Source organism: Paracoccus sp. (in: a-proteobacteria), from assembly GCF_039808215.1.
Classification (GTDB): domain Bacteria; phylum Pseudomonadota; class Alphaproteobacteria; order Rhodobacterales; family Rhodobacteraceae; genus Paracoccus.
The window spans coordinates 40,128-65,541 of record NZ_JBDHSP010000011.1 but is presented as its reverse complement, the minus strand read 5'-3'; the positions used below and the strand labels follow the sequence as shown (position 1 = coordinate 65,541).

Here is a 25,414-nt window from a genome sequence, read left to right as displayed (position 1 = left end):
GCAAGCGTCCGCAGACAGCAACAAGAATCAGGGGAGGGCCGCCGATGGACGATCTGCGCGAGGCCGAAACCGACAGCGGCGACGCCGATTTCCAGCTGAGCCAGAGGGATCTGGACGCGATCGGCAAGGCCATCGACGAGGGCGACGGCGCGGCGCTGGACGCGCTGCTGGAGCCGGTGCACGCCGCCGACATCGCCGACCTGATCGAGCAGCTGACGCCGCCGCGCCGCCGCGCCTTCCTCGGGCTCTACTCGGGCGAGATCGACGGCGACATCCTGTCCGAGATCGACGAATCCATCCGCGACGAGGTCATCGAGCAGCTGCCGCAGGAAGTGCTGGCCGAGGCCGTGCGCGAGATGGACACCGACGATGTCGTCGACCTGATCGAGGACATGGAGGCGCCCGAGCAGCAGGCGATCCTTGCGGCGCTGGACGAATCCGACCGTGCCGCGGTCGAGCGCTCGCTGACCTGGCCCGAACATTCCGCCGGCCGCCTGATGCAATCCGAGGTCGTCACCGCCCCCGAAGACTGGACCGTGGGCGAGACCATCGACTTCCTGCGCGCCGAGGAATGGCTGCCCGACCAGTTCTATCATGTGGTGCTGGTCGATCCGCGCCGGCATCCGACCGGCTATGTCACGCTGGGCAAGCTTCTGTCCTCGCGCCGGCATGTGGCGCTGCGCGAGATCACCGAGGACAGTTTCCGCACCATCAGCGCCCGCGAGGACGAGGGCGACGTGGCCTATGCCTTCAACAAGTATCACCTGATCTCGGCGCCGGTGGTCGATGACGACGACCGGCTCGTGGGCACGATCACCATCGACGACGCCATGTTCGTGCTGGACGAGGAACACGAGGAGGACTTTCTGCGCATGGCGCGGGTCTCGGACGACAGCCATGTTTCGGACGGGCCGCTGCAGACCGCGCGCCAGCGCCTGCCCTGGCTGATCATCAACCTGTTCACCGCCTCGCTGTCGGCGGTGGTGATCTCGCGGTTCGAATCCACGCTGGCGCAGCTGGTGATCCTGGCGGCACTGATGCCGATCGTCGCCTCGACCGGCGGCATCGCCGGCACGCAGTCGCTGGCGGTGGCGGTGCGCGCGCTGGCGACGCGCGACCTGACCAGCGCCAATGCGCGCCGGGTGATCCTGCGCGAGTTGATGGCCGGGCTTCTGAACGGGCTGGGCCTTGCCCTGCTCTTGACGCTGGCGGGCGGGTTCATCCTGGGCGACGTGCAGATCGGCCTGGTGTTGGGCATGGCGATGGTCGCCAACCAGGTCGTCGCGGCCATGGGCGGGGTGCTGGTGCCGCTGGGCCTCAGCCGGCTGGGGCTGGACCCGGCGCTGGCCTCTGGGACGTTCGTGACCACCATGACCGACGTGATGGGGTTCTTTGCCTTCCTGGGCCTGGCGTCATGGCTGCTGATCTGAAGCAGGAGTTGCGCCGCAAGGCGCTGGCGGCGCGGGCCGGGGGCGGCGACGATGCGGCGATGACGCGCCATCTGCTGGCGGCGCTGGTGGCGCATCGGGGCAGGGTGCTGGCCGGCTATTGGCCGATCCGGGGCGAGGCCGACCCGCGCCCGGCCATGGCGGCGCATCAGGGGCCGGTCTGCCTGCCGGTGGTGCTGGCGCCGGGCCTGCCGCTGCAGTTCCGCCTCTGGGACGGCAGGCTTGAGCCGGGGCGCTACGGCACCAGCCAGCCCCCGGGCGATTCGCCGCTGCTGCGCCCCGAGGTGCTGATCGTGCCCCTGGCCGGGTTCGACCGCATGGGCCACCGCCTGGGCTATGGCGGCGGCTATTACGACCGCACGTTGCAGCACCTGCGGGCCGAGGGCGCGGTCACGGCGATCGGATTCGCCTATGCCGTGCAAGAGATTCGCGCGATTCCCGCCGAAGTGACAGATCAGATGCTGGATCTGATCGTCACCGATCGCGGCGCCATCCTGCCGCAGCGCTGATTTTTCCTGCGCCGCGCCGTGCGAACGAAAACGCAACCGGGCTGTGCACAGGCTGGGGATAAGCCTGTTGAAAGCCGGTGCATCAGCGGCGCGAACCCTGCCGGATCGTTTGGATTTTACGCAATCGCCGCCCGGCGGCAGGCTTGTTAACAGTGCGGATGCAGCGAATCCATGCGCCGGCCGGATGGCGGCAAAGCCCCGGAAGTCCAGCGAAAATTTCGGTTGAAATGTGCCGTAACCCGGTTCAGGTTGTGGTCCATGCCCGCAAGTCCACCATATCTGGTGTCTGAACCGAAATGGCGGCCGTTGGCGGGGATCAAGGATGACAGTTCGGAAAGCCGGGGCTCTGGCCGCCTGACCGATGCCTGCCGGCACGGTCCGGAGGGCGGCGCCGCACGGCCCGGCGCAACAGGGGGACGGACAGGATATGCGGATCGAGCGGCGCTTTACCACGGCCGAGGGCGGTGCCTATGGCGACATCGCCTTCACCACCACCAGCAGCGAGATCCGCAACCCGGACGGCAAGATCGTGTTTCGCAACGATGCCGTCGAGGTGCCGCAGGGCTGGAGCCAGGTCGCCTCGGACGTGATCGCGCAGAAATATTTCCGCAAGGCCGGCGTGCCGGCGCGGCTGAAGCGGGTGCCCGAGAAGGGCGTGCCCGAGTTCCTCTGGCGCTCGGTCGCGGACGAGGAAGCAATGGCCGATCTGCCCGAGGCCGAGCGGTTTGTCGGCGAGACCTCGGCGCGGCAGATGTTCGACCGGCTGGCCGGCGCCTGGGCCTATTGGGGCTGGAAGGGTGAGTATTTTTCGAACGAAGAAGACGCACGCGCCTATTATGACGAGATGCGTCACATGCTGGCGGCGCAGATGGGGGCGCCGAACAGCCCGCAATGGTTCAATACCGGCCTGCACTGGGCTTACGGCATCGACGGTCCGTCGCAGGGGCATTTCTATGTCGATTACCGCAGCGGCAAACTGGTGCGTTCGGACAGCGCCTATGAGCATCCGCAACCGCATGCCTGTTTCATCCAGTCGGTCAGCGACGATCTGGTGAACGAGGGCGGCATCATGGACCTGTGGGTGCGCGAGGCGCGCCTGTTCAAATACGGCTCGGGAACGGGCACCAATTTTTCGTCCCTGCGTGGGGAGGGCGAGAAACTGTCGGGCGGCGGGAAATCTTCGGGGCTCATGGGATTCCTGAAGATCGGAGACCGCGCAGCCGGGGCGATCAAATCGGGCGGCACGACCCGACGCGCGGCAAAGATGGTGATCTGCGACATGGATCACCCCGACATCGAGCAGTTCATCAACTGGAAGGTCATCGAGGAGCAGAAAGTCGCCTCCATGGTGGCCGGCTCGAAGATGCACGAACAGAAGCTGAACGAGATCTTCGCCGCGATCCGCGGTTGGGACGGCGACATCGAAAGTGCCACCGACCCGGCGCGGAACGCGGCGTTGAAATCGGCAATCCGCTCGGCCAAACGCAGCATGATCCCGGAAACCTATGTGAACCGGGTTCTGCAATATGCCCGTCAGGGCTTTGATTCGATTGAGTTCCAGACCTATGACACCGATTGGGACTCGGAGGCCTATATTTCGGTCTCGGGGCAGAATTCGAACAATTCGGTGCGGGTGACCGATGCCTTCCTGCGTGCCGTGCGCGAGGACAAGCAGTGGGACCTGATCCGGCGCACCGATGGCGGCGTGGCGAAAACCGTCCCCGCGCGCGAGCTTTGGGACCAGATCGGCCATGCCGCCTGGGCCTGCGCCGATCCGGGCATCCAGTTTCACGACACGGTGAACGCCTGGCACACCTGCCCCGAGGACGGGCCGATCCGCGGCAGTAACCCCTGCAGCGAATACATGTTCCTTGATGACACCGCCTGCAACCTGGCCTCGATGAACCTGCTGACCTTCTGGCGGGACGGGGGATTCGATGCGGATGGCTATGTCCATGCCAGCCGGCTGTGGACGCTGACGCTGGAAATCTCGGTTCTGATGGCGCAGTTCCCCTCACGCGAGATCGCGCAGCGCAGCTATGATTTTCGCACCCTGGGCCTGGGTTACGCCAATATCGGCGGCCTCTTGATGAACATGGGGCTGGGCTATGACAGCGCCCGGGGTCGGGCGATGTGCGGGGCGCTGAGCGCGGTGATGACCGGCGTGGCCTATGCCACCTCGGCCGAGATGGCGGCCGAGCGCGGCGCATTCCCCGGCTATGCCCGCAATGCCGGCCATATGCTGCGGGTGATCCGCAACCACCGTGCCGCCGCCGAGGGCAGCGATGCCTATGAAGGGGTGAACGTGGCGCCGCTGGCGCTGGACGCGGCGAACTGCCCTGATGCGCGGCTGGTGGCGCTGGCGCGCGACGCCTGGGACCGCGCCCTGACGCTGGGCCAGGCGCATGGCTATCGCAATGCGCAGGTGACGGTGATCGCCCCCACCGGCACCATCGGCCTGGTGATGGATTGCGACACCACCGGCATCGAGCCCGATTTCGCCCTGGTCAAGTTCAAGAAACTGGCCGGCGGCGGCTATTTCAAGATCATCAACCGCTCGGTGCCGGCGGGGCTGGAGACGCTGGGCTATGGCAGTGCGCAGATCGAGGAGATCGTCGCCCATGCCGTCGGCCATGCCAGCCTTGGCAACTGCCCGGGGATCAACCACGCCAGCCTGATCGGCCACGGCTTTGGCCCGCGCGAGCTGGAAAGGATCGACGCGGCGCTGGCCTCGGCCTTCGACATCCGCTTCGTCTTCAACCAGTGGACGCTGGGCGAGACCTTCTGCCGCGAGACCCTGGGTATCCCGGCGGAAAAGCTGGCCGATCCGGGGTTCGATCTGCTGCGGCATCTGGGTTTCACCCGCGCCCAGATCGAGGCGGCGAACGACCATGTCTGCGGCACCATGACGCTGGAGGGCGCGCCGCATCTGCAGCCCGAACATTACCCGGTCTTCGACTGCGCCAATGCCTGCGGCAAGACCGGCCGGCGTTACCTGTCGGTGGAAAGCCACATCCGCATGATGGCGGCGGCGCAAAGCTTCATCTCGGGGGCGATCTCCAAGACGATCAACATGCCCAATAGCGCCAGCATCGCGGATGCGCTGGCGGCTTATGAGCTATCCTGGTCCCTGGGCATCAAGGCCAATGCGCTTTACCGCGACGGATCGAAACTGAGCCAGCCGCTGGCCGCCGCCCTGGTCGAGGACGACGACGAGGCCGAGGAGATCCTTGCCAGCGGCAGCGCCCAGGAAAAGGCCGTGGTGGTGGCCGAGAAGATCGTGGAAAAGATCATCCTGCGCGAGGTGGTGCGCAGCAACCGCGAGAAACTGCCGCAGCGCCGCAAGGGCTATACGCAAAAGGCGGTGATCGGCGGGCACAAGGTCTATCTGCGCACCGGCGAATATGACGACGGCAAGCTGGGCGAGATATTCATCGACATGCACAAGGAAGGTGCGGGCTTCCGGGCGATGATGAACAATTTCGCCATCGCCGTGTCCGTGGGCCTGCAATACGGCGTGCCGCTGGAGGAATTCGTCGACGCCTTCACCTTTACCCGCTTTGAGCCCGCGGGCATGGTGCAGGGCAATGACAGCATCAAGAATGCCACCTCGATCCTTGACTATGTGTTCAGGGAACTGGCGGTCAGCTATCTGGACCGCACCGATCTGGCGCATGTGAAGCCGCAGGGAGCGCGTTTCGACGATCTGGGCGGCGGCGAGGCCGAGGGCCAGCCCAGCGCCGCCCCGGCCGGCGACGGTGCCTCGCGCTCGCTGGAAATGCTGCGTCAGATCAGCTCGACCGGCTATCTGCGCAAGCGCCTGCCGCAGGACCTGCTGGCGCTGCGCGGGGAAGTCTCGGTTGCGGCGGTCTCGCTGGGCGAAAGCGGCGGGGTCACGACCCTGGACGCCCGCGCCAAGGCGAGGATGCAGGGCTATGAGGGCGATCCCTGTGGCGAATGTGGCAATTACACGCTGGTCAGGAACGGCACCTGCATGAAATGCAACACCTGTGGCGGCACCAGCGGCTGCAGCTGACCCCGGGATCTGCGGCAGGGCCGGGTCAGGCCTTGCCGCCACCCTCCTCGGCGGCCTTGCGGGCCAGGTGTTTCTGCTTGCGCGTCCTTGGCCTGAGCTTGCGAAAGGACTGGTCGAGGAAACGCAGCGGCTTGGTGACCGACATCAGCCGGTCGATCGTCGTGCCCAGATGCGAAAGCCGCTCGGCCAGGACCTCGTCGGCGGTGGCCGAGACCTCGGCCGCGGTGAATTGCGGGAAATGCGCGGGAAGGGTTGCATAGCGGTTCTCGTCCCCGGCGCCGAGGATCTCGATCTCGCCCTTGCGGGCCAGGAGGCGCAGCACCACCTGCTCAAAGGTCCAGTCGTGGATGTCGAAGACCTTCCAGCGTTCGCTGCGCCGCGATGAAAACCCGGCCAGCACCACCTTGGATCCCAGCCCCAGACGTGTCAGCCAGATACACAGCCCGAAGCCGGTCGTCGGCACCATGCCCGCAGGATAGAAGGGCGCGAGCGTCGCATCGAGATCCAGATGCGCCACGCGCGCGATGCCGAATTCCTCGGCACTGCTGAAGCGTTCGTCATTGCCGATGATGATGTTCAGGATGCCCAGGAAATGCGCCGGGTCGAAATGCCGGATCACCTCGGGCACCTCGCGGCGGTGCACGATATTCGCACCCATCATGCCGCTGCGGCTTGCCAGGATGGCGGGCCGGTCAAAGACATGGTCGAGGACCTTGAAGACCTTGTTGAAGAAGATGAACAGCGTGTCGCGCTGGAACCGCTGTTCGAGCTGCGCCATGTCGACCTGCTCGCTGTTCGCGACCAGCACGATATGGGCATAGGGCGCCAGCAGGTCCCGCCATTCCCTGTCACCGGCCTGATCCGAAGGCAGTGTCGGAAGCGTGTCGGACATGGGGCCTCTCATTCTTTGGGGGGCACGGGGGCCGGGGGGAGAGCGGGGGCCGGCGCGCAGGACGACACTGCGGCAGGGGGGTGCTGGCGGAAACTGCTTGCGGCACGCGCCACATCGGCCCTTGATTCCATCGCCACCCCGCGTCATCCCGACCGGAAACCTTACGGCCCTTGACCTTAACCGCCCGGGAGGAAATTGCAAAGGTGTCGATTCTGGCCAGCATCACGCGCGGCAGGCGCCAGCTTTACCGCTATCTGAAGTATCAGTTGCTCGCCCCGACCGCCCCCCGGCTTGAGGGAGAGTTGCGGGGCAGGGATGTGGTGATCGTCGGTTCGGCCCCGGTCTCGACCCGCCCGGCGGGTTGGGACGGGAATTTCCGCGTCATTTCGATCAATGCCTCCCAGATGGCGGCGCGCGCCTGGCTTAGCGAAACCCCCGATGTCACGCTGATGCAGTTCAACCAGATCGAGGGCACGAATGCCAATGCGCGCGAGGTGCGCCGCGTGCTGGCCGGGCAGCGGACGGGGATCCTTTATGTCATCCACTGGCGCCACGGGCTGGCGCGCCTGCAGGCGGGGCTTGCGGGTTTCGGCTATGGCTGCGACAGCCTGCGGCTGATGGGCCGCTATGAGCGGATCGCGCTGATGCGCGCGGCGACGGGTCGGCTGAACCTTGAACTCGAGGCTGATTCGAAATGGTCGAACGGCATCGTCGCCGCAGCGCTGGCGATCCACAGCGGCGCAAGGAACGTCATCCTGACCGGGATCAATCCGAAATCCTCGGGGCATGGCTACAACGCGCTGGACCTGAAGCGGCTGCATGCCGACAGCGACCTCGAGGCGCTGCGGCTGTTTCTTGCCCGCGGCTATCCGCTGCACACCGCCGATCCCGGCGTCGCGGCCGCGACCGGGCTGCCGCTGTGGTCTCCGCCGGCCTGAGGGGGCAGGGACTGCGGGCTTGCGCTTGCCCCCGAAAGCGGCTAATGGGCGCGCACTTCACAGGCGGAGCCGGGCCCCGGAGGGAGACATCCTTCGACGGTCCACCGGTTGGGGCTAGCCCCTGAAAGCTCTGCCAAGGCGCAAACCGGAAAGGAAATGGACATGGCGCTTCCCGAATTCTCCATGCGTCAGCTGCTTGAAGCTGGCGTTCACTACGGCCACCAGACCCAGCGCTGGAACCCGCGCATGGCCGAGTTCATTTATGGCGAACGCAACGGCATCCACATCTTCGACCTGACGCAGACCGTCCCGATGCTGGACGCGGCGCTGCAGGCCGTGCGCGACACCGTCGCCAAGGGTGGCCGCGTGCTGTTCGTCGGCACCAAGCGCCAGGCGCAGAAGGCCGTGTCCGACGCCGCCGAAAGGTCGGCGCAGTATTACATGAACCACCGCTGGCTGGGCGGCACGCTGACCAACTGGAAGACCGTCTCGCAGTCGATCCAGCGCCTGAAGGCCATCGACGAGGCCATGGCTGGCGGCGCCGAGGGCCTGACCAAGAAAGAGCGCCTGCAGATGGAACGCGAGCAGGCCAAGCTGCAGGCCTCGCTGGGCGGCATCCGCGAGATGGGCGGCCTGCCGGACCTGCTGTTCGTCATCGACGTGAACAAGGAAGACCTCGCCATCGCCGAAGCCCGGAAACTGGGCATCCCGGTGGTCGCGGTGGTCGATACCAACTGCTCGCCCAAGGGCGTCGACTATATCATCCCGGGCAACGATGACGCCGCCCGCGCCATCGCGCTTTACTGCGATCTGGCCAGCCGCGCCGCGCTCGAGGGCATGACCGTGCAGATGGGCGCCGCCGGCGTCGATCTGGGCGCGCTGGAAGCCAGCATCGAGGAAGATCTGGCCGGCGCCTCGGACGGAGAAGCCGCCGAGGCCTGATCCGGGCTTGCGGGCCGTATTCGCCCGCGCAGGTTTGGCAACAGCATTTGTCAGGCGGGGACATGCCCCGCCTGACGCGTTGAAAAAGCAAGGAGACACCCCGATGGCTATCACCGCTGCAATGGTGAAGGAACTGCGCGAGACGACCGGCGCAGGCATGATGGACGCCAAGAAGGCGCTGATCGAGACCGACGGCGACATGGAAGCCGCCATCGACTGGCTGCGCACCAAGGGCCTGGCCAAGGCCGCCAAGAAGGCCGACCGCGTGGCGGCCGAGGGTCTGGTGGGCGTCGCCGTCCGCGCCGGCCGCGGCGTCGCGGTCGAGCTGAACTCGGAAACCGATTTCGTCGCCAAGAACGCCGATTTCCAGCAGCTGGTGCGCGAAATCACCAATGTCGCGCTGGACGCGGCCACCGATCTGGAAGTGCTGAAGGCCACGCATCTGAACGGCAAGCCGGTCTCGGACGTGCTGACCGACGCCATCGCCCGCATCGGCGAGAACATGACCCTGCGCCGGCTGCACCTGCTGGAAGGCGATGCCGTGGTTTCCTATGTCCACAACGCCGCCGCCGAAGGCATGGGCAAGATCGGCGTGCTGGTCGCGCTGAAGGGCGATGCCGCCAAGGTGCAGGAAGTCGGCAAGCAGTTCGCCATGCACATCGCCGCCACCGCGCCGATGGCGCTGTCGGAAGCGGCACTCGACCCGGCGCTGCTGGCGCGCGAGCTTGAGGTGCAGACCGCCAAGGCGCTTGAGGAAAACTCGGCCTCGGCCAAGCCCAAGCCCGAAGCCGTGATCCAGAACAACATCATCCCCGGCCGGATGAAGAAGTTCGTGGCCGAAAACACCCTTCTGGGCCAGGCCTTCGTCATCAACCCCGATCTGACGGTCGAGCAGGCCGCCAAGGAAGCCGGCGTCGAGATCACCGGCTTTGCCCGCATCGTGGTCGGCGAAGGCATCGAGAAGAAGGAAGAGGATTTCGCCGCCGAGGTCGCCAAGACCCGCGCCGGCGCCTGATCCCCGTTCCGGGCAGATCCCCGAAACGCCGGCCTCCGTGGCCGGCGTTTTGCCATGTGCTGGCGCAAGCCTCTGGTCGGGCGCGGGTTTCTGCCGATGGCACGGAATCGTGCGCAATTTTCGATTGTCTTGATCCACTTGGAACGAAGGACGAACCGATCTGCCATTGAACCCGCGCTCGCGGCTTCTTATTTTGTGCTCCAGCAGTAGGCCCGCCTGCCTGTCCGGGGGCGCGCCTTCTGGCGAGAAAGGACTGTCTCCATGAACGAAATCGCCCAAGACATCCATCCGGTCCTGCCGCTGCGCGACATCGTGGTGTTTCCGCACATGATCGTGCCGCTGTTCGTCGGGCGCGAGAAATCGGTGCGGGCCCTCGAGGCGGTGATGGAACAGGACCGGCCGATCCTGCTGGCGGCGCAAAAGGATGCCGCCGTCGACGAGCCCGAGGCCGAGGGCATCTACCGCACCGGCGTACTGGCCAATGTGCTGCAACTGCTGAAGCTGCCCGATGGCACCGTGAAGGTTCTGGTCGAGGGGCGCGAGCGGGTGCGCATCACCTGTTTCGTGTCGAATGATGCCTTTTTCGAGGCCGGCTGCGAGCCGCTTGCCGAAGAGCCGGGCGACAAGGAAACCCTGACCGCGCTGACCCGCGCCGTCGCCGAAGAGTTCGAGCGTTACGTGAAGGTGCGCAAGAACATCCCCGAAGAGGTGGTCTCGGCCGTGGCCGAGGCGCGCGACCCGGCGCGCCTGGCCGATCTGGTCAGCGGCCATCTGGGCATTGCCCTGGACAAGAAGCAGGAACTGCTTGAAACCCTCGTCACCGCCGAGCGGCTGGAGAAGGTCTACGGCCTGATGCAGGGCGAGATGTCCGTGCTGCAGGTCGAGAAGAAGATCAAGTCGCGCGTCAAGACCCAGATGGAAAAGACGCAGCGCGAATACTACCTGAACGAGCAGATGAAGGCCATCCAGAAGGAGTTGGGTGACGGCGAGGACGGCTCGAACGAGATCGCCGAACTGGAACAGCGCATCGCCGGTACCAGGTTCAGCAAGGAGGCGCGCGAAAAGGCCGAGGCCGAGCTGAAGAAGCTGCGCTCGATGTCGCCGATGTCGGCCGAGGCCACGGTCAGCCGCAACTATCTGGATTGGCTGCTGTCGCTGCCCTGGGGCGTGAAGTCGCGCATCCGCAAGGATCTGGGCAAGGCGGAAACGGTGCTGGACGCCGACCATTACGGGCTGGAAAAGGTCAAGGAACGCATCGTCGAATATCTGGCGGTGCAGAACCGCTCGGCCAAGCTGAAGGGGCCGATCCTGTGCCTCGTCGGCCCGCCCGGTGTCGGCAAGACCTCGCTGGGGCGTTCGGTCGCCCGGGCCACGGGGCGCGAATTCATCCGCATCAGCCTTGGCGGCGTGCGCGACGAATCCGAGATCCGCGGCCACCGGCGCACCTATATCGGCTCGATGCCCGGCAAGATCATCCAGGCGCTGAAAAAGGCCAAGACCACCAACCCGCTGATCCTGCTGGATGAGATCGACAAGATGGGGCAGGACTTCCGCGGCGATCCGGCCAGCGCGATGCTGGAGGTGCTGGACCCGGAACAGAACTCGACCTTCGTGGACCACTATCTCGAGGTGGAATACGATCTGTCGAACGTGATGTTCGTGACCACGGCCAACAGCTACAACATGCCCGGGCCGTTGCTCGACCGCATGGAGATCATCACGCTTGCCGGCTATACCGAGGACGAAAAGCGCGAGATCGCCCGCCAGCACCTGCTGCCCAAGCAGATCGCGGCGAACGGGCTGCGCAAGGGCGAATTCTCGGTGTCGGACGCGGCGCTGACGCATGTCATCCGCTATTACACCCGCGAGGCCGGGGTGCGCTCGCTTGAACGCGAGATCGCGAAGCTGGCACGCAAGGCGGTGACCGACATCCTGAAGGGCAAGGCAAAGTCCGTCGACGTGACCCCGGCCAAGGCCGAGGAGTATCTGGGGGTGCGCCGCCACCGCTACGGGCTGGCCGAACAGGACGACCAGGTGGGTGTGGTGACCGGCCTGGCCTGGACGCAGGTCGGCGGCGATCTGCTGCAGATCGAGGCGCTGAAACTGCCGGGCAAGGGCCGGATGAAGACGACCGGGAAACTGGGCGAGGTGATGAAGGAATCGATCGATGCCGCCTCGTCCTTTGTCCGCTCGATCAGCCCCGAGATCGGGGTGAAGCCGCCCAAGTTCGAGACCGTGGACATCCATGTGCATGTGCCCGAAGGCGCAACCCCCAAGGACGGGCCTTCGGCCGGGGTGGCGATGGTGACCTCGATCGTTTCGGTCCTGACCCAGATCCCGGTGCGCAAGGACGTGGCGATGACCGGCGAGGTCACGCTGCGCGGCAATGTGCTGGCCATCGGCGGGCTCAAGGAAAAGCTGCTGGCGGCGCTGCGCGGTGGCATCAAGACCGTGCTGATCCCGGCCGAGAACGAAAAGGACCTGGCCGAGATCCCCGCCAATGTGAAGGAGGGGCTCCGGATCATCCCGGTCAGCCATGTGCGCGAGGTTCTGGCGCAGGCCCTGGTGCGCAAGCCGGTGCCCGTCGAATGGGACGAGGCCGCCGAGGAGGAGGCTGCGGAATCCAGCCGGGTCGCCGCGCGCTCGGACCCGGGCAGCGGCGGCGCGGCCATCGCGCATTGACACAGAAACCGCGCGGGGCCGTCCCGCGCGGTTTTTTCTTGGCCATCGCTCCGACAGAAGGGAGGTCGATCATGTCAAGGACCGAGGCAACGGCAAAGGCGGGGATGCACCGCGATCCCGAAACCGCGAAAATTCTGCAAAAGCGCGAGCTGCTGACCAATGTGGCGCATCGCACCGGCATGCGCAGCGCCGAGATCCGCATCGTCGTCGAGGCGACGCTTGCCGAGTTGGGCGAGGCCATCGCCGCCGGCATGACGCTGGCGCTGCCGCCGCTGGGCCGGGCGAGGATCAACCGCCAGGACGATGGCGGCGGCGGCGAGGTCATCACGCTGCGGCTGCGGCGGCGCCTGGCGAAAGCCTGAAAGCCCCTCGGGGTTTTTTCATCTGCCCTCTTGCGGCCCCCGGCGACTGCGGCTATCTAGCCCGCACCGGGCGATTAGCTCAGCGGTAGAGCGCTTCGTTCACATCGAAGATGTCAGCGGTTCAAATCCGTTATCGCCCACCATCATTCTATTGAAAAGCCCTCGGAATTTCCGGGGGCTTTGCAGTTTCGCACCCCCGCAAGCCGGTTCTGCCGTCCGCAGCCCGGCCAGGACAGCCCGGGGCGCGGCGCGCCCCGCAACAGGTCCGGTCGCAGCTTGCCCTTCGCAGCGGCCGGGTCAGAGCGTCAGGAGCGCAGCGCGGAACGTGGGGTCCGAGAGCGAGACCTCGAGCTTGCCAAGCGCCGCGCCGCGCGCCAGCGCCCGCGCGGTCTGAGCTTGCGCGAATTCGACCGCCTGCGGCAGGGTCCGCCCACAGGCCATCGCCGCGGTGGTCAGCCCGGCAAACAGATCGCCGGTGCCGGCCAGCGCGCAGGGCAGGCGCGGCGTCGGGTGGCGCGACAGCCCCTCGGGACCGAGGATGATGCTTTCCAGCATGTCGGCAGGGGTCTCGCGCAGGGCGCAGCCGGTGACGATCAGCCGCGCCCCCGGCGCCAGGTGCAGCGCCCGCGCCACGCGCGGCAGATCGGCCAGCGCGGCGACCGGCTCTCCGGTCAGCCAGGCCACCTCGAACGGGTTGGGCGAGGCGATGTCGGCCATGGGCAGCAGCCGGTCGCGAAAGATGCCGGCAATCTCCTGCGGCACATAAAGCCCGGGCTGCTGATCTCCCATGACCGGATCGCAGTAATAGCGCAGGCGCGGGTTCGCCGCCTTGGCGCGGGCGACGAAATCGGCCAGCAGATGCGCCACCTCGACAGAACCGATATAGCCCGAGAGCAGGAAATCCGCGCGCTCGGGCAGGCCGCGTTCCCACAGGCCCCGCAGCAGATCGGCAAAGAAATCCTCGGGCAGCGGCCGGCCGCGCAGGGTCGGGTAATCGGGGGTGTTGGAAAAGATCACCGTCGGCACCGCCACCACCTCAAGCCCGGCGGCCAGCAGCGCAAACACCGCGGCGGAATTGCCGACATGGCCCATGGCCACCTGGCTTTGCACCGAGATCACCAGCGGCGGCGTCATTGCCCGCCCTCAAGCCGTCGGCTCCAGTCCTCGACCCGGCCGCTGTCAAGGCGGCGCAGCGCGTGGCGGCGCCAGCCCTCGGCCAGCACGTCAAGCGCGGCGATGCCCTGCAACTCGGCCAGGTTCATGCGGTCGATATACAGCGCGTGCCACAACCGGTGCAGCGTCCAGTCCGGCGCCATGCGGTCGCGCAGTTCCAGCCTGTCGCCGGGTGCGACGATGCCGGGTTTCAGTACGCGGTAATACCAGCCGGTGCGGCCGCTGTCCTGCACGCGCCGGGCCATGCGATCGGTGCCGAAGCGGCGCGACAGTTTCCAGCAGGGCTGGCGGCCCTGGCTGACCTGCAGCAGCGCCGTGCCGAGGCGAAAGATGTCGCCCACTGCGACATCGGCCTCGGTCATCCCATGGGTCGAGATGTTCTCGCCGAAGGCACCGGGGGCCTCAAGCACCGGCAGTGGCCCCAGTTCCGCCTGCCAATACGGGTAATGCTCGCGCGCATAGTGATGCACGGCCTTTTCCGGCCCGCCATGCACGCGGCGGTCGGCCTGTTCGTCACCCTCGAACCCTTCGGCGCCAAGCGCCAGCGGCCGGTCCACCGGGTGCTTGTCGATGCCGCTCAACTCGTTGCTGTCGGGCAGGGGCGCGGCGCGGCCGGTCAGCAGAATGATGCTTGGCATGGCGTCTCCGGGATGTCGGACTGCTGCCAGCTTAGCCGAAGGCGCGGCAGGCTCAATGGCCGAGGCGGGCGATTTGCCCCCTTTCCCCGCCGCGGGATTTCTGCGACTGCTGCGCATATGCAGCACGGGACCCGGCATTCGCAGGCAGGTCTGGCGCGGGACATGCCCATGCGCCGGATCGCGCTGTGGCTTGCGGTCCTGCCCTTCGTGCTGATGTCGCTGATCCTGCCCGGCACCATGCTGGTGCGCGATGCGCTGGGGCGGGTGACGGTGGTGCTGTGCAGCGGCGCGGGGCCGATGCAGATGCGGCTGACCGCCGATGGCAGCCTGGTCGCCGACACGCCGACCGCGCCTGTCGATCACGCCTGCGACTGGGCACCGCATGGCCGTGCGCTGGCGCCGGGGGCGACGCTGGATCCGCCCCAGGCCCTGGCTGGCCTGTCGCGCGCCTGGCTTGCGCCGGCGCCCGCAGTGCCGCAGCCGCGCGCCCGGCCGCTGCCGCCGGTGGCACGGGGCCCGCCGCGCCCTGTCTGACGCAGAACCAGTTGCCCGCCGGGACAGGCCCGGGCGGAAACCATGCTCATCAGACAGGACATGTCATGCGAATTCTTCTTGTTCCGGCGCTTCTGGCCGCCGCCCTTGCCGCAGGACCGGCATTTTCCCAGACTGCGGCGACCAGCCCCGATCATGCCGGCCATGCGCCGGCGGCCGCGGGCAGCGTGGTTCTGGGCGATCTGACGCTGGCCGGCGGCTTCAGCCGCGCCACGCCACCGGCGGCGCCGGTGGCCGGCGGCTTTCTGACCATCAGCAATGCCGGGGCGGCCGACCGGCTGGTCTCGGCCACGTCCGACATCGCCGGGCGCACCGAGATCCACGAGATGGCCATGCAGGGCGAGGTCATGCAGATGCGCCAGCTGGCCGACGGCCTGGAAATTCCCGCCGGCGGCACGGTTGAACTTGCCCCCGGCGGCATTCATCTGATGTTCATGGAGCTGAAACGGCCGCTGGCCGAGGGCGAGACGGTCGCGGTCACGCTGCGTTTCGAACATGCGGGCGAGGTCACTCTGCCGCTGGCCGTCGGGCCGCGCAACGCCAGGGCAGCAGGCAAGGGAGGCGCGCATGACGGGCACTGATACCGGACTGAGGAAACTGCGCTACGCGCTTTGGGCGCTGGTGGTGCTGGCGCTGGCGGGATTCGCCTGGCTGCAATTCGCCCCGCCGCGCCCCGGCTCTCTGGCCAATCCCGGCACCGCCAGCCTTGGCCGCGGCGACTACCGGCTTGAGGCCACCGACGGCAGCGAATTCACCCAGGCGACGCTGCAGGGCCAGCCCTCAGCGGTGTTTTTCGGCTTTACCAATTGCCCGGATGTCTGCCCGACCACGCTGGGCGACATCGCCGCCTGGCAGCAGGAGCTTGGCCCCGCGGGCAAGGATCTGCGGGTGTTCTTCGTCACCGTGGACCCCGAACGCGATTCGGTCGAGAAGCTGCGGGAATACGTGTCCTGGGTGCCGGGCGTGACCGGCGTCTCGGGCACGCCCGAGGAGATCGCCAAGGCGCTGAAGGCCTTTCGCATCTATGCGCGCAAGGCGCCGCAAGAGGGCGGCGGCTACAGCATGGACCATTCCTCAAGCCTGCTGCTGTTCGGCGCCGACGGCGCTTTCGCCGGGGTGATCGGCTATCAGGAGGCACCCGAGCGCGCCATGGCCAGCCTGCGCAAGCTGCTGGATGCCTGAGGCCTGCGGCGACGGGCGTTGCCCTGCCGCCGGCCCCGGTGCCAGGCGCGCGGGGCAAAGAAGGAGGCGCGCGTGATTCTTTGCGAATTCGGCCCCGGCGGGCGGCCGGTGCAGTTTGCCAACCCGCGCGAGTTGCTGGTCATCGACCGGCCCGGCGATGTCCTGCCTGCGCTGGCCACGCTCGAGGCGCGGAGGCGCGCGGGGGCCTGGATCGCGGGCTATCTGTCCTATGAGGCGGGCTATGCGCTTGAGCCGGCGCTGGCGGGGTTGATGCCGCAGGGCCGGCGGCTGCCGCTCTTGGCCTTCGGCGTCTTTGACGCACCGGGGCCGGCGCCGGGCTGGCCCATGGCGGATGCAAGGCTGTCGCCGCTGCGGCCGCTGATCTCGCGCGCGGAATACGAGGCGGCCTTTGCCCGCACCCGGGCCTATATCGCCGCGGGCGACTGCTATCAGATCAACCTGACCTTTCCGCTGGGCGCGCGGCTGGTCGCAGGGACGCCGCTTGCGCTGCATGCGGCGCTGGCGCGGCGCCAGCCGGTCGGCTTTGGCGCCCATGTCGATCCGGGCGCGGGGCCGGTGATCATCTCGCGCTCGCCAGAGCTGTTCGTGCGGCTGGATGCCCGGGGCGGCATCGAGGCGCGGCCGATGAAGGGCACGGCGCCGCGCGACCCCGACCCCGGCCGCGACGCGGCGCTGGCGGCGGCGCTGGCCGCATCCGAGAAGAACCGCGCCGAGAACCTGATGATCGTGGACCTGCTGCGCAACGACATCGCCCGCATCGCCCGCCTCGGCTCGGTCCGGGTGCCTGAACTTTTCGCGGTGGAAACCCTGGCCACGGTGCATCAGATGAGCTCGCGCGTGGTCGGGCAGCTGGCCGCGCCCGCCGATCTGGCTGCGTTGATGCAGGCGCTGTTTCCCTGCGGCTCGATCACCGGCGCGCCCAAGATCCGCGCCATGCAGATCATCCGCGAGGTCGAGCCGCATCCGCGCGGCGCCTATTGCGGCGCCATCGGCTGGATGGGGCCGGATGGCGCGGGCTGTTTTTCCGTCGCCATCCGCACCCTGACACTCTGGCCCGACGGCGAGGTGCTGCTGAACGTCGGCGGCGGCGTGGTGCAGGATTCGACCCCCGAAGGCGAATGGGAGGAGGCGCTGTGGAAAGCCCGTTTCGTGCAGGATCTGACCAGCCCGGACTGCGGCTGATCGAAACCGCGCTGTGGGACGGCGCCTGCTGCCCGCGCCTGAGCCTGCATCTGGCGCGGCTGCGCGACAGTGCCGCGCAACTGGGCTGGCCCTGCGATCCGGCCGCCGCGGGCGCTGCGCTCAGCGGCGCGGCGGACCAGCCGGCCCGTCTGCGCCTGACGCTGGACCGCGCGGGCCGGATCGAGGTGACGCGCGCCGCCCTGCCGCCCTCGCATGCCCCCTGGCGGCTGGCGCTGGCCGGGGCGCGGCTTGCCTCGACTGATCCCTGGCTGCGGCTGAAGACCACGCGGCGGGCGCCATATGATGCGGCGCGCGCCGCGCTGCCGCCGGGCATCGACGAGGCGATCTTCCTGAATGAACGCAACGAGGTCTGCGACGGCACGATCGCCACGCTGTTTTACGACCGCGGGCAGGGGATGCGGACGCCGCCCATCGCCTCGGGCCTGCTGGCGGGGGTGCTGCGCGCCGAACTTCTGGCCCAGGGGCGCTGCCGTGAGGAGGTGCTTGCGGCGGCGGACCTGCCGCATGTGCGGCTTTGGGTCGGCAATGCGCTGCGCGGGCTGATCCCCGCGATCTGGGCCGCCCCGCGGTGAATCGCTGCAGGGCCGCATTAACGTTTGCCCCTGCGTCATGCATCCGTTAGGAAGCCGGACTCACGGGCCCGGACTCACGGGCCCGGACTCACGGGCCCGGGGTCTACGGGCCGGGGTTCACGGGGCCGGTGCCGGCTGACGACAGGCAGATCTGGGGGGAAAGATGCTCGATCTGACGGAGATCCGCGGCGAACTGGCCGCGCATTACGACCTTGCGCCCTCGCTGGACCTGGCCGAGAGCATGGCCGACATCCACGCGCGCATGGGTCGGGTCATGCCCTGGCCGGACTGGGCGATCCACGCCCCCTATGTCGCGGCGATCAACCGGCTGAAACGCGAACGCAATGCCGTGGTGCTGGCACATAACTACATGACGCCGCAGATCTATCACGGCATTTCCGACGTGGTCGGCGACAGCCTGCATCTGGCGATCAAGGCGACCGAGGTCGAGGCCGATGTGATCGTGCAATGCGGCGTGCATTTCATGGCCGAGACCTCGAAGATCCTGAACCCCGCCAAGACCGTGTTGATGCCGGACATGGAGGCGGGCTGTTCGCTGGCCGAAAGCATCACCGCCGAGGGCGTGGCCCAGATGCGCGCCCGCTTTCCCGGCGCGCCGGTGGTGAGCTATGTCAACACCACCGCCGAGGTGAAGGCCGCATCCGACATCTGCTGCACCTCGGCCAATGCCGCGCAGATCGTCGCCGCGATGGAGGGCGACACGGTCATCATGACGCCCGACAAATGGCTGGCGCAGAACGTGGCCAAGCAGGTGCCGCACAAACGCATCGTCTGGTGGGATGGCGCCTGCGTCGTGCATGAACGCTTTAGCGCCCAGGACCTGCGCGATTTCCGCGAATGGAACCCCGGCATCCGCATCATCGCCCATCCCGAATGCCCGCCCGAGGTGGTGGCCGAGGCCGATTATGCCGGCTCGACCGCGAACATCCAGGGCTGGGTCGAGAAAGAGCACCCCAGACAGGTGATGCTGGTCACCGAATGCTCGATGGCCGCGAACATCTCGGACGCCAATCCGGAGGTCGAATTCCTCGGCCCCTGCAACATGTGCCCCTACATGCAGAAGATCACCCTGGAAAAGGTGCTGTGGTCGCTGCATTCCATGACCGGCGCGGTCGAGGTGGACCCGGCCGTGGCCGAGCCCGCGCGCCGCGCCGTGCAGCGCATGATCGACCTGTCGCGCCGTCTGGCGGCGTGAGCATGCACGAGATCGCGACCGCGCGCGTCGTCATCGTCGGCGCCGGGCTGGGCGCGCTTTATGCCGCGCTGCATCTGGCGCCGCGGCCGGTGCTGGTGATCTCGCCCGAGGAGCTGGGGCAGGGGGCCAGTTCGGCCTGGGCGCAGGGGGGCGTGGCCGCCGCCATGGACCCGGCGGATTCGCCCGCCGCGCATGCCGGCGACACGCTGAAGGCCGGCGCCGGCACGGTCGATGCCGCCATCGCCCGCATCGTCACCGAAGAGGCGCGCGCGCATGTCCTTGACCTGGCGGGGCTGGGCACCCCTTTCGACCGCAGGGCCGACGGCAGCTATGTGCTGTCGCGCGAGGCGGCGCATGGCTTTGCCCGGGTGGTGCGGGTGCGGGGCGACCAGGCCGGTGCCGAGATCATGCGCGCGCTGGTCGCCAGCGTGCGCGCCACGCCCTCGGTGCAGGTGCTCGAGGGGGTGATGGCCACCGGCCTCGTGCCCGGGGCCGGCCGCGTCGCGGGGGTCGAGCTGCGGCTGTCCGGGCCGCAGGGCTCGGCGCCGGTCAGGATCCTTGCGCCGGCGGTGCTGCTGGCCGGCGGCGGCTCGGCCGGGCTTTACGCGCTGACCACCAACCCGCCGCGCATCCGCGGCCAGGTGATCGGCATGGCGGCGCGCGCCGGTGCGGCGATCGCCGATGCGGAATTCGTGCAGTTCCACCCCACCGCCATCGACTGCGGCGAGGATCCGGCGCCCCTGGCGACCGAGGCGCTGCGCGGCGAAGGCGCGCAGTTGCTGAACCGGCTGGGCGAGCGCTTCATGCCGGCGCTGCATCCGGATGCGGAACTGGCGCCGCGCGATGTCGTGGCCCGCGCCATCCATGCCCAGACCCAGGCCGGGCTGCGGCCGGTGCTGGACACCCGTGCCTGCCTTGGCGCGCGCATCATCGAGGAATTCCCCGCCGTGGCCGGGGCCTGCCTGCGGGCCGGCATCGACCCGGTGCGCCAGCCGATCCCGGTGGCGGCGGCGGCGCATTACCACATGGGCGGCGTCGCCGTGGATGCCGATGGCCGCGCCAGCCTGCCGGGGCTGTGGGTCTGCGGCGAGGCGTCCTCGACCGGGCTGCATGGCGCGAACCGCCTGGCCTCGAACGGGCTGCTCGAGGCGCTGGTCTTTGCCCGCCGCGCGGCACGGTCGATCGGCTCGGAACTGGGCGCGCTGCCCGATGCGGCCCTGCTCGAACTGCCGCCGCTGCCCGCCGCCGCCGGACCCGATCCGGCGCTGGTCGCCCGCCTGCGCCGGGCGATGACTGCCGGCGCGGGGGTGGTGCGCGACGCGACGGGCCTCGCGCGCTGCCTGCGCGAGATCGCCGCGGTCGAAGCCGCGCAGCCCGATTGCCCGGCACTGCTGAACATGACCGCCACCGCGACGCTGATCGCCGCCGCGGCGCTGCTGCGCCAGGAAAGCCGCGGCGCGCATTGCCGCAGCGATTTTCCCGATACCGCGCCCGAGGGTCGCCGCTCGCGCCTGACACTGGCCGAGGCGCTGGCCCTGCGCGCCAGCCTTGAACCGGAGATGACATGACCCAGATGCCGCCGCTGCCCGAGATGATCCTTGAGCCGCTGGTCCGCGCCGCCCTGCTCGAGGATCTGGGAACCTGTGGCGACATCACCACCCGCACGGTGATCGCCGCCGGCACGCGCTATCGCGCCCGCATCGCCGCGCGCGAGCCGGGCATCGCCTCGGGCATGCAACTGGCGGCGATCACCTTCCGGCTGGTGGATCCGGGCCTTGACTTCCATGTGCGGGTTGGCGACGGCGGCAGCTTTGACAAGGGCGACACCCTGGCCGAGATCGAGGGCGAGGCGGCCTCGATCCTCTCGGGCGAGCGGGTGGCGCTGAACCTCGCCGGCCGGCTGTCGGGCATCGCCACGCAGACCGCCGCTTTCGTGGCCCAGACCGCGGGAACCCGGGCGCGCATCACCTGCACGCGCAAGACCACGCCTGGGCTGCGTCTGGTGGAAAAGCAGGCGGTGCTGCATGGCGGCGGCTTCAACCACCGCTTTTCGCTCTCGGACGCCATCCTGATCAAGGACAACCACATCGCCGCCGCCGGCGGCATCCGCCCGGTGTTGCAGGCGGTCAAGGCGCGGGCCTCGCACATGATGCGGGTCGAGATCGAGGTCGACCGGCTGGACCAGCTGGCCGAAGTGCTGGACGAGGGCGGCGCCGATGTCGTGCTGCTGGACAATATGGAAAACGGCACCCTGCGCCAGGCGGTGGCGATGAACGCGGGCCGCATGGTGCTTGAGGCCTCGGGCAACATGCGGCTTGAACGCATCGCCGGGGTGGCGGCGACCGGGGTGGACTATATCTCGGCCGGGGCGCTGACCCATTCCGTGCGCACGCTGGACCTCGGCCTCGATTTCTGACCCCGCCCTTGCCCGGCGCGGCGCAACCTGCGACATCAGGCGTGAAGCGAACGTCAGGAGCATCCATGCGCGTGCAAACCGTCCCGACCACCCCGATCGAGGGGCAAAGGCCCGGCACCTCGGGCCTGCGCAAGAAGACCCCGGTCTTCATGCAGCCGCATTACCTGGAAAACTTCGTGCAGGCGATCTGGAACGGCACCGGCGGCGCCGCGGGCAAGACCTATGTGCTGGGCGGCGACGGGCGCTATTTCAACGACCGCGCCGCGCAGGTGATCCTGCGCATGGCCGCGGCCAGCGGCGCAAGCAAGGTGATCGTCGGGCAGGGCGCGCTGCTCTCGACGCCCGCCGCCTCGCATCTGATCCGCTCGCGCGGCGCGGATGGCGGCATCATCCTGTCGGCCAGCCACAACCCCGGCGGCCCGGAGGCGGATTTCGGCATCAAATACAACACCGCGAACGGAGGCCCGGCCCCCGAGGCCGTGACCGGGCGCATCTTCGACGCCACCAGGACCATCCGCGAATACCTGATCCTTGAGGCGCAGGACGTGGACCTGTCGCGCCCCGGCACCACGCGGCTTGCCGGTATGGAGGTCGAGGTCGTCGATCCGGTCGCTGACTACGCGGCGCTGATGGCCAGGATCTTTGATTTCGACGCCATCCGGCGGCTCTTCGCCGGCGGCTTCCGCATCCGGTTCGATGCCATGCATGCGGTGACCGGCCCCTATGCCAGGGCGATCCTGGAAGGGGAGCTGGGCGCCGCGCCCGGATCGGTGGTCAATGCCGTGCCCAGCCCCGATTTCGGCGGCGGCCATCCGGATCCGAACCCGATCTGGGCGCATGATCTGATGGCAGCGATGTTTGCCGCCGACGCGCCGGATTTCGGCGCCGCCTCGGACGGTGACGGCGACCGCAACATGATCGTCGGACGCGGCGCCTATGTCACGCCCTCGGACAGCCTGGCGGTGCTGGCGGCCAATGCCGGGCTGATTCCAGCCCATGCCGGGGGCTTGAAGGGGGTGGCACGCTCGATGCCCACCTCGCGCGCGCTGGACCGGGTGGCCGAGAGCCTGGGCATCCCCTGCCATGAGACCCCGACCGGCTGGAAATTCTTCGGCAACCTGCTGGACGCCGGCCGCGCCACGCTGTGCGGCGAGGAAAGCGCCGGCACCGGATCAAGCCATGTGCGCGAAAAGGACGGGCTCTGGGCGGTGCTGTTCTGGCTGAACCTGCTGGCGGCGCGCCGGCAGTCGGTGGCCGAGGTCATGGCCGATCACTGGGCGCGTTTCGGGCGCAACCAGTATTCGCGCCACGACTATGAGGCGGTGGACGCGGTGGCAGCAAATGCGCTGATGGCGGACCTGCGCGCGCGGCTTGACACGCTGCCCGGCCAGAGCTTTGCCGGGCTGCGCATCGAGGCCGCGGACGAGTTCGCCTATGACGATCCGGTGGACGGCTCGCGCAGCGAAAGCCAGGGGCTGCGCATCCTGACCGAGGGCGGCGGGCGCATCGTGCTGCGTCTCTCGGGCACCGGCACCGAGGGCGCGACGCTGCGCCTCTATCTGGAGCGGCTGGAGACCGACCCCGCGCGCCTGCACGAGGATGCGCAACAGGCGCTGGCCGGGATCATCGCTGCCGCCGAGGAAATCGCCCGGATCCGCGCCCGCACCGGCCGCGACCGTCCCGACGTGATCACCTGAACCGCGCGGTCAGACGCGCCGGCCCACCACCCAGGTCGCGCGCATCACCGGCAGGTCGCCGGCCAGCGCAAAGCGGATCAGGTCGGCGCGCAGGCCGGGCGCGATGCGACCGCGGTCATCCAGCCCCGCCGCGCGCGCCGGGCCGGCGCTGGCGGTGGCCATGGCGCGCGGCAGGTCGTCCCAGATGCGCGCCAGCATCATCACCCCGGCCAGCAGCCCCGCCGGCACATAATCCGAACTGAGGATGTCCAGATGCCCGGCCCGCGCCAGATCGGCCGCCGGAACATTGCCCGAATGCGAGCCGCCGCGGATCAGGTTCGGCGCCCCCATCATCACCATGATGCCGTGGTCGTGGCATGCGGCGGCCGCCTCGGGCGTGGTCGGGAACTCGGCCAGGCGCACGCCATGGGCGGCGGACACCGCCACCTGCGCGGCCGTGGTGTCGTCATGGCTGGCCAGCACCGCGCCCAGCCGGTGCGCGATCTCGACCGCGGCGGCCTCGTGACGGTCGCCGTGACGCGCGCGCAGCGCCTTCAGCCGCGCGACGTGATCGGCGAATTCCGCATCCGACAGCTTGTATTTGCCCTGCACATATTGCGCCAGCTTGGAGACATCGCGGAACTGGCGCTGGCCGGGGGTATGGTCCATCAGGCTGACGATGCCGACATGGTCGCCCGGGCCGAACTCGTCCAGCTCGGCCAGCAGCGTCTCGGAACAGATCTCGGCCCTCAGGTGCAGGAAATGGCTGATGCGCAGCAGCCCGCGTCGGCGCAGTGCCGCCAGTTCGTCCGCCAGCGGCCGGGCGTATTTGTCGTAATCCGAATCCGGCGAATCCGAGGGGATCGAGCCCACGCGCATGGCGTCGAAGACCGTGGTGATGCCGCAGCCCGCCAGTTCCGCGTCATGGGCGAGGATGGCGGCGGCGTGCGGCCAGTCCACGCCCGGGCGCGGGCGCAGGTGGCGTTCCAGGTTGTCGGTATGCAGTTCGATCATCCCCGGCGCGAGGCAGTCGCCCCCGAGGTCCAGCGCCCCGGCGGGAATCTCGCCGCCGGGCAGGATCTCGGCGATGTTTCCGTCGCGGATCACCAGCGCGCCCAGGGTGACGGCATCGGGCAGGATCAGGCGGGCATTGGCAAGAATGGTGCAGGTCATCAGGGCTTCGTCATGGGTAATTGCGCCACAGGAACAGGGCCGGGCCGGCGCGTCAAGGGCGGGTCAGGGCCGGGTTCCGGCCTGGCTGCACAGTTCGCCGACCCAGGCGGGCACGGTGGCGGTGGCCGGGCCAAGGCGCAGCTCGCGAAAGTCGCGGCTGACGCCCGAGGACGAGATGTTGAACTCGATGGTCTCGGCGCCGTGGCGCCGCGCGTGCTGTGCCAGCCCCGCCGCCGGATAGACCTGGCCCGAGGTGCCGATGGCGGCAAAGATCTCGGCCGTCTCGACTGCCTGCCAGATGCGCTCCATGTGATAGGGGATCTCGCCGAACCAGACGATGTCGGGGCGGGTGGCGGGCTTGCCGCAGGACGGGCAGGGATCAAGCGAGCGCATGACCAGCGTCGCCGACCAGCGGTGGCCGCAGGCGGCGCAAAGCGCCCCCAGCAGGCTGCCGTGCATGTGGATCACATCGGGCGAGCCGGCGCGTTCGTGCAGGTCGTCCACGTTCTGGGTGATCAGCGTGACCTCATGGCAGCGCGCCAGCCGCGCCAGGGCGCGATGCGCGGCATTGGGCTGGGCGCGGGCGGCATCGGCGCGGCGCTGGTTGTAGAACCGGTGCACCAGAACCGGGTCGCGGCGAAAGCCCTCGGGGGTGGCGACATCCTCGATGCGGTGCTCCTCCCAAAGCCCGTCGGTGGCGCGGAAGGTGCGGATCCCGCTTTCGGCCGAAATCCCGGCCCCGGTCAGGACGCAGATCCGCATGGCCAC

At 68.5% G+C, this 25,414-nt stretch carries 22 protein-coding genes and 1 tRNA gene; 18 read left to right on the top strand and 5 right to left on the bottom strand.

Features of this window, described 5'->3' with window-relative positions:
• Window positions 1–44: 44 nt before the first annotated feature.
• From mgtE to WMK75_RS06255, 3 genes are all read left to right on the top strand, one after another.
• On the top strand, window positions 45–1,430 hold the full coding sequence (gene mgtE, locus WMK75_RS06265; protein WP_347266808.1) for a magnesium transporter: 1,386 nt from the start codon (window positions 45–47) through the stop codon (window positions 1,428–1,430).
• Complete coding sequence (locus WMK75_RS06260; RefSeq protein ID WP_347266807.1) at window positions 1,415–1,957, top strand: 5-formyltetrahydrofolate cyclo-ligase; 543 nt, start codon at window positions 1,415–1,417, stop codon at window positions 1,955–1,957. The genes mgtE and WMK75_RS06260 overlap by 16 nt, the downstream gene beginning before the upstream one ends.
• Before the next feature lie 427 nt (window positions 1,958–2,384).
• The gene (locus WMK75_RS06255) at window positions 2,385–5,993 is read left to right on the top strand and encodes a vitamin B12-dependent ribonucleotide reductase (protein WP_347266806.1); all 3,609 of its coding nucleotides are present in this window, start codon (window positions 2,385–2,387) and stop codon (window positions 5,991–5,993) included.
• A 25-nt stretch (window positions 5,994–6,018) separates the two neighbouring features.
• Here WMK75_RS06255 and WMK75_RS06250 read toward each other — a convergent pair whose 3' ends face one another.
• Window positions 6,019–6,885, bottom strand: coding sequence for a hypothetical protein (locus tag WMK75_RS06250; protein ID WP_347266805.1), 867 nt, complete (start codon window positions 6,883–6,885; stop codon window positions 6,019–6,021).
• 203 nt (window positions 6,886–7,088) lie between these two features.
• Here WMK75_RS06250 and WMK75_RS06245 point away from each other — a divergent pair, with 203 nt between their 5' ends.
• The 6 genes from WMK75_RS06245 (at window position 7,089) to WMK75_RS06220 (ending at window position 12,967) form a co-directional block, all read left to right on the top strand.
• On the top strand, window positions 7,089–7,823 hold the full coding sequence (locus WMK75_RS06245; RefSeq protein ID WP_347266804.1) for a hypothetical protein: 735 nt from the start codon (window positions 7,089–7,091) through the stop codon (window positions 7,821–7,823).
• A gap of 156 nt (window positions 7,824–7,979) precedes the next feature.
• Complete coding sequence (gene rpsB / locus WMK75_RS06240; RefSeq protein ID WP_347266803.1) at window positions 7,980–8,765, top strand: 30S ribosomal protein S2; 786 nt, start codon at window positions 7,980–7,982, stop codon at window positions 8,763–8,765.
• Window positions 8,766–8,868: 103 nt separating this feature from the next.
• Entirely contained in the window at window positions 8,869–9,780 is a 912-nt protein-coding gene (gene tsf / locus WMK75_RS06235) for a translation elongation factor Ts (protein ID WP_347266802.1), read from the top strand.
• Window positions 9,781–10,041: 261 nt separating this feature from the next.
• Window positions 10,042–12,462, top strand: coding sequence for an endopeptidase La (lon, locus tag WMK75_RS06230; protein ID WP_347266801.1), 2,421 nt, complete (start codon window positions 10,042–10,044; stop codon window positions 12,460–12,462).
• A 71-nt stretch (window positions 12,463–12,533) separates the two neighbouring features.
• The gene (locus WMK75_RS06225; protein ID WP_347266800.1) at window positions 12,534–12,824 is read left to right on the top strand and encodes a DNA-binding protein; all 291 of its coding nucleotides are present in this window, start codon (window positions 12,534–12,536) and stop codon (window positions 12,822–12,824) included.
• 68 nt (window positions 12,825–12,892) lie between these two features.
• Window positions 12,893–12,967: transfer RNA gene (locus tag WMK75_RS06220), tRNA-Val, on the top strand.
• A gap of 154 nt (window positions 12,968–13,121) precedes the next feature.
• On the opposite strand, the gene pdxY is transcribed toward WMK75_RS06220, so the two are convergent.
• Window positions 13,122–13,958, bottom strand: coding sequence for a pyridoxal kinase (gene pdxY, locus WMK75_RS06215; protein ID WP_347266799.1), 837 nt, complete (start codon window positions 13,956–13,958; stop codon window positions 13,122–13,124).
• Window positions 13,955–14,635 (bottom strand): MOSC domain-containing protein, encoded by a 681-nt coding sequence (locus WMK75_RS06210; protein WP_347266798.1) that lies wholly within the window; start codon window positions 14,633–14,635, stop codon window positions 13,955–13,957. Before WMK75_RS06210 ends, pdxY begins: the two co-directional genes overlap by 4 nt.
• Window positions 14,636–14,803: 168 nt before the next feature.
• On the opposite strand from WMK75_RS06210, the gene WMK75_RS06205 reads away from it, so the two are divergent.
• From WMK75_RS06205 to WMK75_RS06165, 9 genes are all read left to right on the top strand, one after another.
• Window positions 14,804–15,169 carry a hypothetical protein gene (locus tag WMK75_RS06205; RefSeq protein ID WP_347266797.1) on the top strand — a complete coding sequence of 122 codons (366 nt, stop codon included), beginning with the start codon at window positions 14,804–14,806 and terminating at the stop codon, window positions 15,167–15,169.
• A 65-nt stretch (window positions 15,170–15,234) separates the two neighbouring features.
• Window positions 15,235–15,768: a copper chaperone PCu(A)C gene (locus tag WMK75_RS06200; protein WP_347266796.1), complete on the top strand. Its 534-nt coding sequence runs from the start codon at window positions 15,235–15,237 to the stop codon at window positions 15,766–15,768.
• On the top strand, window positions 15,755–16,369 hold the full coding sequence (locus tag WMK75_RS06195; RefSeq protein WP_347266795.1) for an SCO family protein: 615 nt from the start codon (window positions 15,755–15,757) through the stop codon (window positions 16,367–16,369). Before WMK75_RS06200 ends, WMK75_RS06195 begins: the two co-directional genes overlap by 14 nt.
• 72 nt (window positions 16,370–16,441) lie before the next feature.
• A complete protein-coding gene (locus tag WMK75_RS06190) occupies window positions 16,442–17,572 on the top strand; it encodes an aminodeoxychorismate synthase component I (protein ID WP_347266794.1) in 1,131 nt (376 codons plus the stop codon).
• Window positions 17,524–18,165, top strand: a complete 642-nt coding sequence (locus WMK75_RS06185) for an aminotransferase class IV family protein (RefSeq protein WP_347266793.1) — start codon at window positions 17,524–17,526, stop codon at window positions 18,163–18,165. Before WMK75_RS06190 ends, WMK75_RS06185 begins: the two co-directional genes overlap by 49 nt.
• A gap of 163 nt (window positions 18,166–18,328) precedes the next feature.
• Window positions 18,329–19,381, top strand: coding sequence for a quinolinate synthase NadA (gene nadA, locus WMK75_RS06180; protein WP_347266792.1), 1,053 nt, complete (start codon window positions 18,329–18,331; stop codon window positions 19,379–19,381).
• Between the two features lie 2 nt (window positions 19,382–19,383).
• Window positions 19,384–20,949 carry an L-aspartate oxidase gene (locus tag WMK75_RS06175; protein WP_347266791.1) on the top strand — a complete coding sequence of 522 codons (1,566 nt, stop codon included), beginning with the start codon at window positions 19,384–19,386 and terminating at the stop codon, window positions 20,947–20,949.
• On the top strand, window positions 20,946–21,797 hold the full coding sequence (nadC, locus tag WMK75_RS06170; RefSeq protein ID WP_347266790.1) for a carboxylating nicotinate-nucleotide diphosphorylase: 852 nt from the start codon (window positions 20,946–20,948) through the stop codon (window positions 21,795–21,797). The genes WMK75_RS06175 and nadC overlap by 4 nt, the downstream gene beginning before the upstream one ends.
• Before the next feature lie 65 nt (window positions 21,798–21,862).
• Window positions 21,863–23,494: an alpha-D-glucose phosphate-specific phosphoglucomutase gene (locus WMK75_RS06165; RefSeq protein WP_347266789.1), complete on the top strand. Its 1,632-nt coding sequence runs from the start codon at window positions 21,863–21,865 to the stop codon at window positions 23,492–23,494.
• Window positions 23,495–23,503: 9 nt separating this feature from the next.
• On the opposite strand, the gene WMK75_RS06160 is transcribed toward WMK75_RS06165, so the two are convergent.
• Together WMK75_RS06160 and WMK75_RS06155 are read right to left on the bottom strand one after the other, a co-directional pair.
• Window positions 23,504–24,646 (bottom strand): alpha-D-ribose 1-methylphosphonate 5-triphosphate diphosphatase, encoded by a 1,143-nt coding sequence (locus WMK75_RS06160; RefSeq protein ID WP_347266788.1) that lies wholly within the window; start codon window positions 24,644–24,646, stop codon window positions 23,504–23,506.
• Window positions 24,647–24,709: 63 nt separating this feature from the next.
• Window positions 24,710–25,408 (bottom strand): NAD-dependent deacylase, encoded by a 699-nt coding sequence (locus WMK75_RS06155; RefSeq protein WP_347266787.1) that lies wholly within the window; start codon window positions 25,406–25,408, stop codon window positions 24,710–24,712.
• Window positions 25,409–25,414: the final 6 nt, after the last annotated feature.

Bases quoted from the DNA above. Each gene is read 5' to 3' on its own strand.
- mgtE (WP_347266808.1), top strand. From the start codon at position 45: ATGGACGATCTGCGCGAGGCCGAAACCGACAGCGGCGACGCCGATTTC.
- WMK75_RS06260 (WP_347266807.1), top strand. From the start codon at position 1,415: ATGGCTGCTGATCTGAAGCAGGAGTTGCGCCGCAAGGCGCTGGCGGCG.
- WMK75_RS06255 (WP_347266806.1), top strand. From the start codon at position 2,385: ATGCGGATCGAGCGGCGCTTTACCACGGCCGAGGGCGGTGCCTATGGC.
- WMK75_RS06250 (WP_347266805.1), bottom strand. From the start codon at position 6,885: ATGTCCGACACGCTTCCGACACTGCCTTCGGATCAGGCCGGTGACAGG.
- rpsB (WP_347266803.1), top strand. From the start codon at position 7,980: ATGGACATGGCGCTTCCCGAATTCTCCATGCGTCAGCTGCTTGAAGCT.
- tsf (WP_347266802.1), top strand. From the start codon at position 8,869: ATGGCTATCACCGCTGCAATGGTGAAGGAACTGCGCGAGACGACCGGC.
- lon (WP_347266801.1), top strand. From the start codon at position 10,042: ATGAACGAAATCGCCCAAGACATCCATCCGGTCCTGCCGCTGCGCGAC.
- WMK75_RS06225 (WP_347266800.1), top strand. From the start codon at position 12,534: ATGTCAAGGACCGAGGCAACGGCAAAGGCGGGGATGCACCGCGATCCC.
- pdxY (WP_347266799.1), bottom strand. From the start codon at position 13,958: ATGACGCCGCCGCTGGTGATCTCGGTGCAAAGCCAGGTGGCCATGGGC.
- WMK75_RS06210 (WP_347266798.1), bottom strand. From the start codon at position 14,635: ATGCCAAGCATCATTCTGCTGACCGGCCGCGCCGCGCCCCTGCCCGAC.
- WMK75_RS06205 (WP_347266797.1), top strand. From the start codon at position 14,804: ATGCGCCGGATCGCGCTGTGGCTTGCGGTCCTGCCCTTCGTGCTGATG.
- WMK75_RS06200 (WP_347266796.1), top strand. From the start codon at position 15,235: ATGCGAATTCTTCTTGTTCCGGCGCTTCTGGCCGCCGCCCTTGCCGCA.
- WMK75_RS06195 (WP_347266795.1), top strand. From the start codon at position 15,755: ATGACGGGCACTGATACCGGACTGAGGAAACTGCGCTACGCGCTTTGG.
- nadA (WP_347266792.1), top strand. From the start codon at position 18,329: ATGCTCGATCTGACGGAGATCCGCGGCGAACTGGCCGCGCATTACGAC.
- WMK75_RS06175 (WP_347266791.1), top strand. From the start codon at position 19,384: ATGCACGAGATCGCGACCGCGCGCGTCGTCATCGTCGGCGCCGGGCTG.
- nadC (WP_347266790.1), top strand. From the start codon at position 20,946: ATGACCCAGATGCCGCCGCTGCCCGAGATGATCCTTGAGCCGCTGGTC.
- WMK75_RS06165 (WP_347266789.1), top strand. From the start codon at position 21,863: ATGCGCGTGCAAACCGTCCCGACCACCCCGATCGAGGGGCAAAGGCCC.
- WMK75_RS06160 (WP_347266788.1), bottom strand. From the start codon at position 24,646: ATGACCTGCACCATTCTTGCCAATGCCCGCCTGATCCTGCCCGATGCC.
- WMK75_RS06155 (WP_347266787.1), bottom strand. From the start codon at position 25,408: ATGCGGATCTGCGTCCTGACCGGGGCCGGGATTTCGGCCGAAAGCGGG.